Source organism: Halomonas alkalisoli, assembly GCF_021412585.1.
Taxonomy (GTDB): domain Bacteria; phylum Pseudomonadota; class Gammaproteobacteria; order Pseudomonadales; family Halomonadaceae; genus Halomonas; species Halomonas alkalisoli.
On record NZ_JAKCMI010000030.1, the window covers coordinates 23,561 to 39,443 of the forward strand.

Consider the following 15,883-nt stretch of genomic DNA (forward strand, 5'->3'; position numbering starts at 1 on the left):
GGCAGCGTCCACCCGGCCCAAGCATGGGAGGCAACATGAAGGAGCGCTGTCTCTGGCAATCCACCTCGCTGGAACCGCCCTTGAGCCTGGGTGCGCTGCAGGGCGACCACAGTGCCGATGTGGTGGTCATCGGCGGTGGTATCACCGGGCTCAGCACCGCGCTGCACCTCGCCGAGGGCGGTATCGACGTGACCCTGGTCGAGGCTGGGGATATCCCCAGCGGTGGTTCGGGACGCAGCGTCGGCCTGGTCAATGCGGGGCTGTGGATTCCACCGGATGACATCATGGCGGCTCTGGGCGAGGAGGATGGCGAGCGTGCCAACGCCATTCTGGGTGCCGCCCCCGCGGACGTCTTTTCGCTGATCGAGCGGCACGGCATCGACTGCCAGGCGACCCGCACGGGGACCCTGCACCTGGCCCACAATGGCAGGGGCGAGCAGGAGCTGGCGCGTCGCGCGGAACAGTTTCAGCGACGTGGCGCTCCCGTGGAGCTCCTCGAGGCGGACGCCTGCCGGGAGTACGTGGGTACCCGGCGTATTCGCCGGGCACTGCTCGACCGGCGTGCCGGCACCCTGAACCCCACCGCCTATACCCGGGGCCTGGCGCGCGCCGCCAAGGTGGCCGGCGCTCGCCTGTACACCCACAGCGCCGTGGTTGGCGTCGCCAGAGCGGGGGATGACTGGCGGGTGACCACCGACCACGGCAGCGTCACGGCTGCGCGGCTGGTGCTCGCCACCAACGCCTACACCGAGGACCGCTGGAACGAAGTCCGCCATCACTTCTTTCCCGGCCACTTCTTCCAGGTCGCTTCCCGGCCGCTACCCGCGGCACTCGCCGGCGACATCCTGCCCGAGCGTCAGGGCGCCTGGGATACCCGCATGGTATTGAGCAGCCTGCGCCGCGACCCAGAGGGCCGGCTGATTCTCGGTAGCCTGGGCAAGGGGGAGGGGAAGCCCGCCGCCTTCCTACGCTGCTGGGCCAACCGCATTCAGCGCCACTACTTTCCCCAGCTGGGGACCGTGGAATGGGAGTGCACCTGGACGGGGCGAATCGCCTTCACGCCGGACCATACGCTGCGTCTCTTCGAACTCGCCCCTGGCGTGTTGGGAGTCTCGGGCTACAACGGACGCGGCATCACCACCGGCACCGTGGTGGGCAAGGGCTTTGCCAGATACCTGATCACCGGCGATGACGCCTTGTTACCCCTGCCGATCCGAGCCCCCCAGCCGATACGTGCCCGGTCTCTTAGAAGTTCAGGCTATGAGGGGGGCTTTACGCTCTATCACACGGGGCAGTGCCTGCGGGTATTGAGCTGAGCTGAGCTGAACTGAACCTGGCCAAAGGCGATGCCGCTCAGGGGAGGGGATCGATGGGAACCGGTACCGTCACGTCGTCTTTCACCAGTTCCATCACGACGAAGGAGTGCGTCTGGTGGACGTTCGGCAGTCGTCCGATCTGCTGCACCAGCACGTCACGATAATGCGAAATATCGTGGGTCCTCACCTTGAGCAGGTAATCGAAGTTCCCCGCCACCATATAGCAGCCCTGCACTTCGGGAATCAGACGTACGGCTCTGTTGAATCGGTCCAGGGCGTCTTCGCTGGTCTTCTCCATGGTCACCAGTACCACCAGTACGTTGCCCGCCCCGAGCTGTTCCGGATCCAGGTCGGCACGGTAGCCACGGATGATGCCGTCCTGCTCGAGGCGGCGCACACGCTGCGCGCAGGGCGTCTTGGTGAGGTTCACCCGATGGGCCAGCTCCACGATGGAGAGGCGCCCATGCTCCTGTAGCTGGTTCAGGATACGGCGATCGATACGATCCAGCTTAATAGCCATATTGCCTACCATTTCTTGTTATCGAGGACAAAGGTAAACCAATTTAGCGATATTTGGAGCCAATTCCTAGGAAAATTGGCCAACAATGAGCCTGGAAGGTAACCCAGTGAAATAAGAGGAGTGATTATTTGAGAACAAACTAACCAAGCGATTCCTGTTGTCGAACGACAGTCGCTCGATAAATATCAAACCCAAGGTAATTGTTATGACAACTCCAAGAACATCCATTCCAAAAAAGCCCATCGAATACCAACGCCCCGGCCTGATGCTGGCGCTTACCCCCGTCGTCCTGACGTTGCTGGTGCTCGGCGTGCAGCTGTTCTATTTCGGCGACTTCACGCCGCATATCCCCTTGGCCATCGGCCTGGCGATCACGGCGCTGGTGGGGGTCAAGCTCGGCTTCCGCTGGAAACAGATCGAAGAGGGCATCTTTCACGTCATTCATGTCTCCCTGCCCTCCGTCTCGGTGCTGATCTGCGTCGGCATGATCATTGGCGTGTGGATCGCCAGCGGCACCGTGCCGACCCTGATCTACTACGGCCTGACGCTGCTCTCGCCGGCCATCTTCCTGGCGGCGGCCATGCTGCTCTGCTCGGTTGTCTCGCTGGCGCTGGGCACCTCCTGGGGCACGGTCGGCACCGTGGGCCTGGCGCTGATGGGCATCGGCGCGGGCTTCGATATCCCGATGTACTGGACCGCCGGCGCGGTGGTGTCGGGCGCCTTCTTCGGCGACAAGGTCTCGCCGCTGTCGGATACCACGAACCTCGCCCCGGCGGTCACCGGCACGGACGTCTTCTCGCATATCAAGAACATGATGCCGACGACGGTTCCGGCGATGCTGATCGCCTTCGCCATCTACCTGGTGGCGGGCTTCACCATGATCGACGATGCCAACGCCTCCTTCGAACGGATCGATGCCATTACGGCCGCGCTGCAGGCGAACTTCACCATCTCGGCCTGGCTGCTGCTGCCGGCGGTGCTGGTGATTGCCCTCGCGGTCAAGCGTATGCCGCCCATCCCGTCCTTGTTCGCTGGCGCCCTGGCCGGGGCGGTCACCGCCATGGTCGTGCAGGGGGTCGGCGTGCACGATGTGCTCACCTACGCCAACAGCGGCTACTCGATCGAGACCGGCGTTGCCGCCATCGATAGCCTGCTCAACCGCGGTGGCATCCAGTCGATGATGTGGACCATCTCGCTGGTGCTCATCGCGCTGGGTTTCGGCGGCGCGCTGGAGAAGACCGGCTGTCTGGAGGCGATCATCCGTGCAATCATGACCAAGGTGCGTAGCTTCGCTGGGCTGCAGACCTCGGCGGTGCTGACCTCTGTCTCCACCAACCTGGTCGCCGGTGACCCCTACCTCTCCATCGCCCTGCCCGGTCGCATGTATGCGCCCACCTACCGCGGCATGGGCTATTCGACCCTGAACCTGTCGCGGGCGATCGAGGAAGGCGGGACGCTCATCTCTCCCCTGATTCCCTGGAACGCCGGCGGCGCCTTCGTGATCAGCGCACTGGCCCTGGGTATCGCCGACGGCAATGTCGAGAACCTGCTGTACATCCCGCTGGCCTTCGCCTGCTGGCTGTCGCCGGTGATCGGCCTGATCTATGCGCAGACCGGCCTGTTTTCACCCAAGGCCAGCGAGGAGGAGCGTCAACTCTGGGAAGAGCAGGGCGAGGCCATCGCCACCGACCTGGGGGCTGCCGGCGGTGCCGACGACGTTGCTACTGCCACGCCGCGACCCTCGAGCTGACATTACCGCCACGCCATCGGCGTGGCCACGACACAAGCCCAGCAGGCCATGCCTGCTGGGCTTCTTGTTGCCACCCGGCCGTCAGAACCTGGCCATCGGCGAGGGCGACATCCGCTAGAACCTCGAAGCACGGAAAGGCGAGATGTCCTCGGCGCTCCTTCTGCCCTGCAGCAGGTCGGCGATCAGTCGCCCCGTAGTGGCACCCAGCGTCAGGCCGAGCTGGCCGTGGCCGAATGCCATGGCCGCATTCGCGAGCTTCGGAGACTTGTCGATGACAGGCTTGGTGTCGGGCAGGAAGGGGCGGAAGCCCGCGCCGAACTCGACATCGGAGGTATCGAGTGATGGCAGTATCCGCTTTGCCTTCTCCAGGATGATGCGGGCTCGCTCGTAGTTGGGCTCGGCATCGTCACCGGCGAACTCGATGGTGCCGCCGATCTGTAGCCCCCGGGTCATGGGCACGAAGAGGAAGCCACCATCGGCATAGACCGTGGCATGCTTCAGTTCGACGCCGCCGTGGCGCACCACGGCCTGATAGCCGCCGATGCCTATCAGCGGCACCTTGACGCCCAGCGCATCGAAGAAGCGCTTGCTGCCGTTGCCCGCGGCGACCACCAGCTGGTCCAGCGCAACGGCGCGGCCGCTCTCGAGGCGGATGCCCGTCGCTTTCCCCTGACTCGACTCGATACGCTTGACCGACTCCTGCAGCCTTGTCCCACCCTGGTCGACGAAACGCTTCGTCAGCGCGGCGATGAAGCCCTTGGTATCGCGCACCGTTCGCCAGTCGGAGAGCAGCAGCCCATGGGAAAACTTTCCCGCCAGGGCCGGCTCGATCTCGCCGATCTCGCCCGCTCCCAGCGACTCCACCTTGAAGCCGAGTTCGCGCCTCAGCGCGATGTAGGCTTGCTCATGTGCCAGGCCCGCAGGCGTATCGAAGACCTCCAGAGTCGGCTGCGAACCGAGCAGCGCCTTGTCCTCGCAGTGTTCGAACAGGCTTTCGTAATCCTGGTAGACCTTGCTCGTCAGAGAGGCGAGCTCCTTGGCAATGGTCTCGATTCGAGAGCGGCGGGCGTTGGCCAGGAACCGCATCATCCAGGGCAATAGTGCCGGCACCGCAGTCGGCCTCAGCGCCAAGGGGCCCCTCTGGTCCAGCATCCAGCCCGGAATCTTCTTGAGGATGCCGGGCTTGGACAGGGGCACGATTTCACTGACGGCCATCTGGCCACAGCTCCAATTGGCCGTACTCTCACCCGGTTCTGCAGCATCCACCAGCGTGACGTTGTGGCCTTCCCGTTGGAGATAGAGGGCGCAGCAGACCCCCACGATACCTCCACCAATCACCACAGTGGATGGAGCGACGCCCATCGGATACTCCTTGTATAAGGACAGGTAGAGCGGCTGCACGCTCCTGCCAAAGCATGATCTTCTGGATGAGCTTGCTCGTCTTGAGCCTGTTCATCACCGGGGCAATATTCCATTCAGGACGCTGTAGCCCAGCTGGATGGCTACCTGCATCAGATAGTTGTACAGCATGATGAGTTACCACGGCCACGCCCTTTCGCTACCAGACATCAAACAGGTAGCCGCGCTTGTGGGCCATGCCCGTCTGTTCGGCCACCCGCTGGTTGCTCACGGTGATCCGTCGCTTACGCTTGAGAGCCCATTCACTCAACGCCTGCTGCAGGGTTTGGATGCTGCTGGAAGGCACCCAAGACCGGATGCGGCTGGGCTCCCTCCTGCTCGGCGCGCACCGCAGGCAGGACGTCCTCTGGGTGATTAAGGAAAAGCTCTGCTGGATCCAGAAGGACCCGACACCGCGGTCTGCCCGATGGCGTATCACGAACTACCTCAAGGTCATGTGGGAAGCGATCACCGACAAGCCACTGCTCAAGCCAATGGCAAGTGCCTTGATAACGCAGGGCGGCACGGGATCTCGGGACTGACGAATGCACGGCTGGAGGGTATTGTTGGCCTGTTTGAGGCTGCTTGGTAACGCGCACACGGCTATCGGAATGAGGCCAACTTCATTGCGATGATCTACCTAATTGGCAGTCCTGTTGGGTGGCTACAATGTTAGGCCAAATCTACATGAAACGTCGAAGTACCACTCTTTTGGGAGAACCCCCTCTGTCCGTTAGCAGGTGGAAAATTATAAATTGTGAAATATTAGAAGTTTCGGGGCGTTGTAATAGTTTTGTCTAGGCGCTTTTTCAACTATAAAATAGAGCCGCCTTTTGAGCGGCTCCGTGCTGGTTTAAGTTTTACTTTGTGTGTTTCTAGAATGAAAGTCCGATACGGTATTCTATGATATGATTGGTGTCAGAAGAGTAGCCTCCGTAATTGGATTGGTTCTTGTAAGTTAGAGTGGTAGATAGGGTGTTGGTAATATTCCAGCGGAGAGAGGTGCTGGCTAAATATCCGATGCTGCCTTTACCTAGAGTATCCCAGTCAAGATGTGATCCTGAGAAAGACTGTTCACGATATCTTCTGTTGGGTCGGAACCCTTCTGTATAGAATATAAAGCTGAGGTTCTGCCCATAAAGCTGAAATGGATTGACGTAAGTCGCAGCGAAGGCCTCCCCGGCGTGGCCATGCAGTGATTCTCCAAATGGGTTTCTTCCCATGACATAATGAAGCCCGGCATTGATGTTCCACAGCCCCGTCCTTGGGTTTCCACCATGGATGCCAAGTCCATAATAAAAGTTGTCTTCGGTAATGACTTCGTTGGCGACCAGGTAGTTCTGAGTCCACAGGTGGAAGGGTGAATCGCCAAGATGGTAGTTAAAGGATACCCAGTGCTTTCCCGTGGTGATCCCCTCCTCGCCTGACTGATTGTCAGAGTGCTTGAAAGGGTTGTCTATTTGAAGAAATTGGGTGAAGTTTCCCCAGTCGTAGGTCGTCCTGTTGTCCCATCGAAGATACTGAAGATTGAATTTGTTGGGACTCTTTTCCAGGGTGCCAGAGATATGCTGAATATGACCAAGGCTCAACGTGTTGCTGGAGGTTCTTACCTCTGCTTGTGCGATGCTTCCAGCCATTATTGTAATGAGGGTCAGTCCTGAAGCCATACTCTTAATTAGCATGCTGAGTCTCCTTTTTCGGTTTTTGTGTTTTATTTTTGTGCTGGTCGGATATGGTGATCTGTGATGATGGTTGACTTGTATTTTGTTTCTTTAGGTAAGTTATTTAATCCGACTTTCTTGCCTGTGAAAAGTCGGATTTTTTACTGTATGAAATGATTGTTGCAGCTTTGTAGGTGTTCGAATTGTCAGGTTGTCCACTCTCCTTCATGAGTCGTGAAATCCAACAGGGTGAGGTGATAAAAATGGCTGTGATGATCAGGCGATAAAGCTGACAGGCAGCCCCGAGAAGAGTGCTGGGCTGCCTGTTTTTCTGATGTTGAGTACACTTTTATGGGGCGCTATGCAGTCAATGCTCCATGCGAAACGGGGGGTCCATGGTGCTCAAGGCACTGGGAATTCTTCTATAAATATGTGCCGATATGGCGTGTCCTGCTCAGGCCACTAAGCCGAGTTCAATCATTTCTACTCCCTGCATATTTATCGAGCGATCTGGATATCTCCTGGTAGGACTCGCTTACACACCTAATTATTGAGGAATGCCTACCAGAGCCCGAAGAGGTAGCCACGCTCGTGAGCTCGGCCGGTGGCTTGGGCGACCCTTTGGTTGGAGATGGTCGTGCGTACCTTGCGTGAGTTGTGCCAGTGGAGGAGCGCTTCCTGCAAGGATTGGCGAGTCGCTTTATAAGCGGGGTGGCCGCCCAGATCGTTTTGCTCGTCAGGATCCGCGGCGAGATCGAATAGTTGGGGGGCGAAGCCTTCGTAGTGGATATACTTCCATCGGCCATCGGTGACCATGAAGGCCCGAGCCCGGTCCGGAGCGACTTTAAGCAGATGGCGAGCCGGACGCCAGGCGTAATCGCCTTCGCTAAAGGCGTAGTGGCGCCATTCACTGACTGTCTTCCCTTGTATCAGCGGCCGCAGTGAGCGCCCTTCGAGGCGATGGTCATAAGCAGGGCCACCCGCATAGTCGACCAGAGTCGGCACCAGATCGATGGCTTCCACCAGGTGTTCGCAGATCGTTCCCCGAGATGCATCGGCCTCGCGGCGGGGATCACACAGAATCAGCGGGATGCGTACGCTGGCTTCATGAAAGAGCTCCTTCTCTCCTAGCCAGTGATCCCCTAGGTAGTCACCATGGTCGGAGGTCAGCACTACTATGGTGTTGTCCAACTGCCCCCGGGCCTCGAGGAAGGCCATCAAGCGGCCGATATGGTCATCCAGCTGGGTGACCAGGCCCATATAGGCGGGGATGACCCGCTCACGTACCTCGTCTCGGGAAAACTCCAGGGATTCACCGTGCTGCATAAAGGCCTCCACCACAGGGTGGGGAGAGCGGCGTTCACTTTCATCGCGGTTGGCCGGGAGCACATGGTCTGCCGTGTAGAGGTCATGGTATGGGGTGGGTGCGATATAGGGCCAGTGGGGCTTGATATAGCTTAGGTGTAGGCACCAGGGTTGGTCGCCGGCCTGCTCGATGAACTCCATGGCGCGCCGGGTGGTATAGGCAGTTTCCGAGTCCTCTTCCCTGACCCGTGCCGGACGATTGGCGTTACGCATATACCAGCCGCTGAGCACTTCACCATTCTCGCCTTCCACGGAATTGGCAAAATCGTGCCAAGGGTTGGGGCTCTCATAGCCTTTATCGCGCAGGTAGCGGTTGTAGCGCAGGTCGGGATCCACCGATTGATCCGGGTGCAGGCCATCATCGCGCTCGAAGGGCTCGAAACCGCACTCGCTGACCAACACGCCTCGAGACGAGTCCGGGTCGACACCCAGGCGGCGCATGCCTTCATCGTCGCGCTTCATATGAGTCTTTCCCACGAGGGCGACGCGGTAGCCTTCGGGGCGCAGGTAGTCCCCCAGGGTGTGCTCATCGACGCGTAACGGCACATTGTTGTAGCTGGCACCATGGCTGGAGGCATAGCGACCGGTATAGAAAGACATCCGTGAGGGCCCACAGACCGGGGCCTGGCAATAGGTGCGCAGGAAATTGACGCCCCGTGCCGCCAGGGCATCGATATGTGGCGTACGGATATATGGGTGTCCGGTGCAGCCCAGGTAATCGGCACGCAGCTGGTCAGCCATAATAAACAGTAGGTTAGGTTTCTTTTCCATCGGCTCTACATCCGTTCGGTGATGCCTAAGCCCTGGCATTGGAAGCAGCAGGGCAGTATCGGGTTTCTTGAACTCTCCATTGACAGGGGGCGCTTCTCAAGCAAGTCTTTTATTCTGTGAAAAGGAGCCGCTCATGACCAAGCAGATCCGTGCCCTGGCCCGAGGCCTGGCGATCGTCAATGCCATCGACAGTGCAGAGGCCCCTCCTACCCTGGGAGAACTCCATCACGTCACTGGTATCGATCGCGCCACCATTTTGAGAATCCTGGCCACCCTGGAGGCAGCCGGCTGGGTCTATCGGGGGATCGGTGACAATCGCTACCGTCTCACCTACAAGCTTCATGAGATCGGAGATCGAGTCAGCATCCACGATGCCATTGCACAGCTGGCTAGCCCCGTTATCGACCGTCTGCAGAAGGAGATTCAGTGGCCTTCAGATATCTCGGTCTACAACGGGCGCAGCATGGAAATCGTGGAGACGACCCGCAAGCGTACGCCCTTCGTGATGAACCGTGAGGCGATCGGCTATTCACCGAGCATGCTGCAATCCGCCATGGGGCGGGCCTATCTGGCCTTCAGCGATGAGCGCCAGCGGCAACTCATACTAAGGCGTTTGCAGGAGGGAGGCGGTGAAGATGCTCGCCTAGCCAAGGATGTGGAGAGCATAGAGTTGTTGCTGAGAGAGATTCGCGAGCGAGGCTTCGCGACCCGCGATCCCAATACTTCGATCCTCTACGTGGATTTCGACGGAAGTTTTAGCGCCATCGCGGTGCCGATCCTGGTGAAGGGGGACGTCCAGGCCTGTCTAAACGTGGTGTGGATCACCGAAGCGTATGCTGACCCCGGCACCGAGAACCTCTTCTTCGAGAAACTCAAGCCCGCCGCTGAAGAGCTATCCGAGCTATTCTTGGAAAATCGCATCTACTAGCTCGTTTTTTCACTTGGTGAAAAGATCCATTGCGATCGGTCGATGTCATCGGCTAGCTTCAGCCATAGCCGTACAACAACATCAAGACCAACGAGGAGACCCTCTGATGAAAAAGCTCCCTTCCCTGCTTGCTGTATCGACGCTCCTTGCCGGTAGCGCAATGGCCAGCGGCGATGATGATGTCACCACCATCGTCTTCAACAGCTTTATTTCCAGTCAGCACTTCTTTAATCAGGAAATTCTGCACCCTTGGCTGGAGGAAGTCACCGAGGCCACCGAAGGGCGAGTTGTCTTCGAGGTACCTTCCAGTAGCCTGGCGGCGCCCCATCAGCAGTATGACAGTATCGTCAATGGTGTCTTCGATGCCGGCTACCTGCTGAATTCCATCAATCCGGAACGGGTTAAGCTGATGAGTATGGCGCAGCTGCCCTTCATAACCACTACTCCGGAGCAGAACTCCGTTGCCCTCTGGCGAACCTATCAGGAGTACTTCGCGGATACCGAAGAGTTCTCTGACCTCAAGGTGCTTGGTACCTTTGTAACCAATCCAGCGGAACTCTTTAGCCTTGGTGAGCCGATCAAAGGTGTCGAGGATATTCGTGGCCGTCGCTCCTACGCAGTGCCTGGCGTCTCGGCATATATGATGCAAGGGTTGGGGTCCGGTGTTCTGGCTCAGCCGGCGGTGCGCTCTTATGAGATTATCTCTTCCGGAGCCGTTGATCTCTTTACCGGCTATTCTACGGCCGATGCGATTCCTTTCCGAACTCTCCAGTTCATAGAGTCGATTACTGATATTCCTGGCTATATCTCCGCTCCCAGCTTCACTCTGGTCTTCAATCAGGAGGTCTGGAATTCCCTGGATGAGCGTGATCAGCGCATCATCGAATCTCTGGCTGGGGAGGAATGGGCGCAACGATTCGCTATCTATTCGGAGAAGCAGCGCGAGGCCCGTGAGCAGGCTAGTGCCAGCGGCATTGAGTTCTATGAAGCCAGTGATGCCCTGATGGAGGCCCTAAATGAGGTGGGCTATGGGCTGCACCAGGAGTGGATCGATACCGCGAATGCCATGGGCGTGGATGGTCGCGCCGCCCTCGACTTTTATATCGAACAGTCCAATGTCAACCATGAAATCGAGCGTTAAGCGCTGCGCCGAGCTGCTCCTGGGGGTGGGCTGTGCCCTGCCCTTGTTGACCATTGTATTGGTGACCTTTGTCGACGTCTTTGCTCGCTACCTATTCTCTCGGCCGATCTTGGGCTCATCGGAGCTGATCGAGTACTGCATGGCGCTGACCGTATTTTCGTCGTTGCCGCTGGTCAGCTGGAAGGGGGAGCATGTCTCGGTGTCGCTTCTCAATGGGCTCAAGGGGTGGGGGCGTATAGTCAGAAGCCTATTGATAGGCCTGGTCTCTACCTTCGCCATGTTGTTGCTTTCTAGGCTGCTTTGGAATCAAGCAACAAACTATCTAGCGTACGATACGAGAACTCTATTTATGCAGCTGCCCATGGGATATTTGGCTATTGCTATGAGCCTGTTTTCGGCGCTATCTGCTCTAGGAGTGATATTGGCTACCTGGAATGAAATTCATGCGGCCATCGACCAGAGAAAAGCGGAGAGCTCGTCATGTTGATCGCAACGCTTGGTATCAGCCTCGTGCTTTTTCTGGCCTTTCTTGGGACCCCCTTGGGACTCTCAATGTTATTAGTCGGAATCGGTGGATTTGCCTGGATACGTGGTATCGATGCGGCCCTGTTCATGGGCTCGCAAACGGTAATCGATGCCTCCGCCAACTATGGCCTGTCGGTTCTTCCCATGTTTATTCTCATGGGGGTCTTTATCCATCGCTCAAATATTGCCGACGAGCTCTATGAGTTTGCCAATCGGGTTGCTGGCAACGTTAAGGGTAGCCTGGCTCAGGCCACGGTGGGCTCCTGTGCCATGTTTGGCGTGCTGACTGGTAGCTCTATCGCCACGGCGGCGACAATGAGCAAGGTCGCGATTCCACCGATGCGCAAGCTGGGCTACAGCGATACCCTTTCCACTGGCTGCGTAGCTTCTGCTGGCGTGCTTGGAATGCTGATCCCGCCTAGCGTACCCCTGATTATCTTCGGCCTGATCTCGGATCAGGACATCCTGTCACTGTTTATCGCAGCGATCGGCCCTGGCTTACTGGTGGCACTACTTTTTTCTATAACGATCTGGGTTATCGCTACTGTTCGTCCGGAGCTTTGTCCCAACCCCCAGTCTTCTGCCGAGCGGCGTCGCAGATCGACGAGTAGTGCTAAGACACTAATCCCCTTCTTCTTTCTTTTTCTACTGGTAGTGGGCGGCATGTACAGTGGTGTCTTTACCATCACCGAGGCGGCGGGTATCGGTGCCTTCGGTGCCTTCCTGATTGCCCTGCTGCGTCGAAAGCTATGCCCGACAAGTTTCCTCGCCTGCCTGGTGGATGCCGCCAAGACAACGGGAAAGCTGTTCGTCGTGGTCTTCGGAGCCATGGTCTTCGGCACCTTTATCAATATGACCGGCATGGCCCGGGAGTTGGTACAGGTGATCGAATCCCTCAATCTTGGGCTCTTCGGGTTGTTGTTGGTGTTGATGCTGATGTACTTCGTGCTGGGAGCGGTGCTGGAAACCATCGGAGTGATGATCCTGACGGTGCCTATTCTGCTCCCGGTGATGACGCTCTATGGTGTCGATCTGGTGTGGTTCGGGATTTTTGTGGTGATGATGATCGAGATCGGCATGTTGACTCCGCCGATCGGCATTAATGTCTTTACGGTGTCCTCGGTCTTTCCCGATATCCCGCTGAAGAAGATCTTCCTGGGCACGGCTCCCTTCCTGGTCGCCAACCTTGTCGCCGTGTTGGCCATCGTACTCTTCCCGGAAATCGCCATGCTACCCCTCGCCTGGCTAGGTTAGGCCTCTCGTAAGAGCATGAAGGAGAATTAGGATGCGTTTCGACTATATCGTGGTCGGCGCCGGTTCGGCCGGTGCGTGCTGGCCAATCGGTTGAGTCAATCGGGACGTTATTCGGTAGCCCTCCTGGAGGCAGGTCGGGCCAAGGGACCGTTCCCCCTGGATTCACTTGCCGGTGGGCCTGCAGAAAGCCATGGCTGATCCAACGCTGGAGTGGCGGTTGCCGAATCCGCGGGCAGCCCGAGGATTCGGCAACGCGATGTGGCCTTGATGATCCGAAGCCTGGAGACCGCCCGTGAGCTGGCCGATCAGCCGGCGCTAAGAGCGCTCATCGATACGGAATTGGCCCCCGGCCCGACGGTAATGGGAGAGGCGGACCTCGAGGCTTGGATACGCCAAACGGCGGTTTCCGTTTACCACCCGGTGGAAACCTCGCGGGTGGCGGATGCCTCCATCATGCCGACGCTGGTGTCGGGGAATACCAATGCACCGTCGATCATGATCGGCGAGAAGGGGGCCACCATGATCCTGGGGGCCCGGTGAGGAGGAATAGTATGAGTATCGTTAAGTCGGAACAGTATATCGGGGGACGCTTGCGCCCCTCGGCTTCTTCAGGATGTTTGGAAGTCATCGATCCCTATCGAGGTGAGGTCATCGCCCGGGTACCCCGTGGCCATCGAGACGATGTGGATGCTGCCGTGGATGCGGCAAGGCGCGCTTTCCCGGCCTGGGGCGAGACATCACCGGCGCGTCGGAAGGCTTACCTTAAGGACCTGTTGGAGCAACTGATAACACGTCGGGAAGCCGCTGCGGACGTCATCACCGCCGAGATCGGCGTGCCGCGTCGCCTGGCCCGCACCATGCAACTGGATATGCCGATCGGCATCCTCGAGGCAACGCTGGCCGCTATGGACGAGATTCCCTGGGTGGAAACGATTGGCCATAGCGGCGTGCTGCGCGAGCCCATCGGGGTCGTGGCGGCGGTGACGCCCTGGAACGTGCCTCTTCATCAGATCATGGCCAAGCTGGCGCCGGCCCTCGCCGCCGGTTGCACCCTGGTACTCAAGCCCAGTGAGGTGTCTCCGCTCAGCGCCTACTTCCTGGCCGAGTTGGTTGATGCCATCGGACTGCCGGAGGGGGTCTTCAACCTGGTTTGCGGCGACGCCGAGGCTGTGGCCAAGCCGCTGGTGGCCCATCCCGGGGTGGATATGGTCAGCTTCACCGGCTCGGTGGAAGTGGGCAAGGCGGTCATGTCTGCCGCAGCGGCCAATCTGGCCAAGGTGAACCTGGAGCTGGGTGGCAAGTCGGTCAACCTGATGGCGCCAGGCACCGACCCGGAGAAGGTCGCCGCCGCCGCTTTGCGTCAGTGCTGGACCAACGCCGGCCAGATCTGTGTCTCCCACTCCCGGCTGCTGGTGCCGAGGTCCGAGCAGGAGGCTCTCTGCGAGCGGCTTCTGGTCGCCTCCGTCGACTGGACGCTCGGCGATCCCAACGAGGAGACTACTTGGGTGGGCCCCCTGGCTACCCGTGGCCAGTTTCACAAGGCGCGTGACTATATGATCGGGGCCGAGGCCGAAGGGGCCGTCTGTATCGTGGGCGGGAGTGCCGCTGTCGATGAAGAGGCGCCCGGGAATCTGATCCCGCCGACCATCTATCGTGATGTGACGCCGACCATGCGTATCGCCCAGGAGGAAACCTTCGCCCCCATTCTCACGGTGATGCCCTACGACGACCTGGATGAGGCGGTGGCCATCGCCAACCAGCTGCCCCTGGGGCTCTCCGGGTCGGTATGGGCCCCGAGTCATGCCGAGGCCGTCGCCCTGGCCAAGTGCCTGCGCACCGGTCAGGTCTTTATCAATGGTGCCCCGCCCAACTTCGCTGCGCCCTTCGGCGGTTACAAGCAGTCGGGAATCGGGCGCGAATATGGCCGCTATGGCATCGAGGAGTATTTCGAGCTTAAGTCTATCCATGGCTATTGAGCCTTGGGCCCATATTTTCCAAGCGCTAGGTGATAACAATGCAGAGAAAGACCGGTTTCTTCTTCGACGAGCGCTGCCTGTGGCATAGCGCCGGCCAGCACGTACTGGTGATGCCCGTGGGGGGCTGGGTGCAGCCCCCGGCGGGGGCCGGCCATGCCGAATCCCCCGAGACCAAGCGACGACTCAAGAACCTGATGGATGTCTCGGGCCTGACTGCCCAGTTGATGCAGAGCTCGGCGTCTCCGGCCAGTGAGGAGAGCTTGCTGCGGGTGCATACGCCCGACTACCTGAGAAAATTCAAGGAACTCAGTGATCAGGGGTATGGCAGTGTGGGCCTCCATGCTCCGGTGGGGCCCGGCAGCTATGAGATCGCCAAGGTCTCGGCCGGGCTGGCCATCGCCGCCGTCGAGGCGGTGGTGACCGGCGAGTTGGAGAATGCCTACTCCCTATCTCGCCCCCCGGGGCATCACTGTTTGCCCGACGAGGGCATGGGCTTCTGCTATTTGTCGAATATCGCCATCGCGGTAGAGGACGCCAAGGCGCGTCATGGCCTGGGCCGGGTGGCGATCCTCGACTGGGATGTCCACCAGGGCAATGGTACCCAGGCGATCTTCTATGAACGCCCCGATGTATTGACGATCTCGCTGCATCAGGACGGCGCCTTTCCCCGCGGCTACGGCGGTGCCCAGGATCGTGGGACCGGCGATGGCGAGGGTTATAACATCAATGTGCCGCTGATTCCGGGTGGCGGCGGTGATGCCTACCGCCACGCCATGGAGCGCATCGTGGTGCCGGCGTTGGAGCGCTTCGAACCGGAGCTGATCGTGGTTGCCTGCGGCTATGACGCCAACTCCATGGATCCGCTGGGGCGCATGATGCTGGGCAGCGAAGACTTCCGCCAGATGACCGAGACAGTGATAGCAGTGGCGGATCGACTCTGTGGCGGACGACTGGTCATGGTCCACGAGGGAGGTTATTCCGAGGCCTATGTACCTTTCTGTGGCCATGCGGTAATCGAGGCACTAGCCGGTGTACGTACTGAGGTGGAAGACGTGGCCTATGCCGCGATTCAGGATCAGCAACCCCGACGCGAGCAGCGGGAGTTGCAGCGTGAGCTGATCGATCAGCAGGCTCAAAGCCTCTTTGCAGGATAGGCAACAAACTATCGAGCTAAATGGCATGGCGCCCCCTGGCCAGATGGCAGGGGGCGTTATCATCTGGGTAACATCAAAGGCCGATAGGGCGCGACAATTCTTTCGAATATCGTCGAAGGCTGAG

14 protein-coding genes are annotated in these 15,883 nt (G+C 59.2%); 10 read left to right on the forward strand and 4 right to left on the reverse strand.

The features are described 5' to 3' along the window. The first annotated feature begins 35 nt into the window (after positions 1 to 35). The gene (amaA, locus tag LY622_RS14680) at positions 36 to 1,316 is read left to right on the forward strand and encodes an L-pipecolate oxidase (protein ID WP_234291582.1); all 1,281 of its coding nucleotides are present in this window, start codon (positions 36 to 38) and stop codon (positions 1,314 to 1,316) included. Positions 1,317 to 1,353: 37 nt separating this feature from the next. Here the strand turns inward: amaA and LY622_RS14685 are convergent, their stop codons facing one another. Beyond that, positions 1,354 to 1,836 (reverse strand): Lrp/AsnC ligand binding domain-containing protein, encoded by a 483-nt coding sequence (locus tag LY622_RS14685; protein ID WP_234291583.1) that lies wholly within the window; start codon positions 1,834 to 1,836, stop codon positions 1,354 to 1,356. Positions 1,837 to 2,041: 205 nt separating this feature from the next. Between LY622_RS14685 and nhaC the strand changes: the two genes are divergently transcribed. Continuing rightward, on the forward strand, positions 2,042 to 3,586 hold the full coding sequence (gene nhaC / locus LY622_RS14690) for a Na+/H+ antiporter NhaC (RefSeq protein WP_234291584.1): 1,545 nt from the start codon (positions 2,042 to 2,044) through the stop codon (positions 3,584 to 3,586). 114 nt (positions 3,587 to 3,700) lie between these two features. On the opposite strand, the gene LY622_RS14695 is transcribed toward nhaC, so the two are convergent. Continuing rightward, the gene (locus LY622_RS14695; RefSeq protein WP_234291585.1) at positions 3,701 to 4,948 is read right to left on the reverse strand and encodes an NAD(P)/FAD-dependent oxidoreductase; all 1,248 of its coding nucleotides are present in this window, start codon (positions 4,946 to 4,948) and stop codon (positions 3,701 to 3,703) included. A 326-nt stretch (positions 4,949 to 5,274) separates the two neighbouring features. Here LY622_RS14695 and LY622_RS14700 point away from each other — a divergent pair, with 326 nt between their 5' ends. Continuing rightward, a complete protein-coding gene (locus LY622_RS14700) occupies positions 5,275 to 5,526 on the forward strand; it encodes a hypothetical protein (RefSeq protein ID WP_234291586.1) in 252 nt (83 codons plus the stop codon). A 333-nt stretch (positions 5,527 to 5,859) separates the two neighbouring features. Here the strand turns inward: LY622_RS14700 and LY622_RS14705 are convergent, their stop codons facing one another. Then, complete coding sequence (locus tag LY622_RS14705) at positions 5,860 to 6,666, reverse strand: outer membrane protein OmpK (protein ID WP_234291587.1); 807 nt, start codon at positions 6,664 to 6,666, stop codon at positions 5,860 to 5,862. A 540-nt stretch (positions 6,667 to 7,206) separates the two neighbouring features. Further along, a complete protein-coding gene (locus LY622_RS14710; protein ID WP_234291588.1) occupies positions 7,207 to 8,781 on the reverse strand; it encodes a sulfatase-like hydrolase/transferase in 1,575 nt (524 codons plus the stop codon). Between the two features lie 133 nt (positions 8,782 to 8,914). Between LY622_RS14710 and LY622_RS14715 the strand changes: the two genes are divergently transcribed. The 7 genes from LY622_RS14715 (at position 8,915) to LY622_RS14745 (ending at position 15,759) form a co-directional block, all read left to right on the forward strand. Beyond that, on the forward strand, positions 8,915 to 9,709 hold the full coding sequence (locus tag LY622_RS14715) for a helix-turn-helix domain-containing protein (RefSeq protein ID WP_234291589.1): 795 nt from the start codon (positions 8,915 to 8,917) through the stop codon (positions 9,707 to 9,709). Positions 9,710 to 9,815: 106 nt separating this feature from the next. Continuing rightward, on the forward strand, positions 9,816 to 10,850 hold the full coding sequence (locus LY622_RS14720; protein WP_234291590.1) for a type 2 periplasmic-binding domain-containing protein: 1,035 nt from the start codon (positions 9,816 to 9,818) through the stop codon (positions 10,848 to 10,850). Further along, positions 10,825 to 11,337 (forward strand): TRAP transporter small permease, encoded by a 513-nt coding sequence (locus LY622_RS14725; RefSeq protein WP_234291591.1) that lies wholly within the window; start codon positions 10,825 to 10,827, stop codon positions 11,335 to 11,337. Before LY622_RS14720 ends, LY622_RS14725 begins: the two co-directional genes overlap by 26 nt. Then, complete coding sequence (locus LY622_RS14730; protein WP_234291592.1) at positions 11,331 to 12,629, forward strand: TRAP transporter large permease; 1,299 nt, start codon at positions 11,331 to 11,333, stop codon at positions 12,627 to 12,629. Before LY622_RS14725 ends, LY622_RS14730 begins: the two co-directional genes overlap by 7 nt. Before the next feature lie 267 nt (positions 12,630 to 12,896). Then, positions 12,897 to 13,169 (forward strand): GMC oxidoreductase, encoded by a 273-nt coding sequence (locus LY622_RS22570; RefSeq protein WP_305038588.1) that lies wholly within the window; start codon positions 12,897 to 12,899, stop codon positions 13,167 to 13,169. 11 nt (positions 13,170 to 13,180) lie between these two features. Then, positions 13,181 to 14,605, forward strand: a complete 1,425-nt coding sequence (locus LY622_RS14740) for an aldehyde dehydrogenase family protein (RefSeq protein ID WP_234291593.1) — start codon at positions 13,181 to 13,183, stop codon at positions 14,603 to 14,605. 38 nt (positions 14,606 to 14,643) lie between these two features. Beyond that, positions 14,644 to 15,759 carry a class II histone deacetylase gene (locus tag LY622_RS14745; RefSeq protein ID WP_234291594.1) on the forward strand — a complete coding sequence of 372 codons (1,116 nt, stop codon included), beginning with the start codon at positions 14,644 to 14,646 and terminating at the stop codon, positions 15,757 to 15,759. The last annotated feature ends 124 nt before the right edge of the window (positions 15,760 to 15,883 follow it).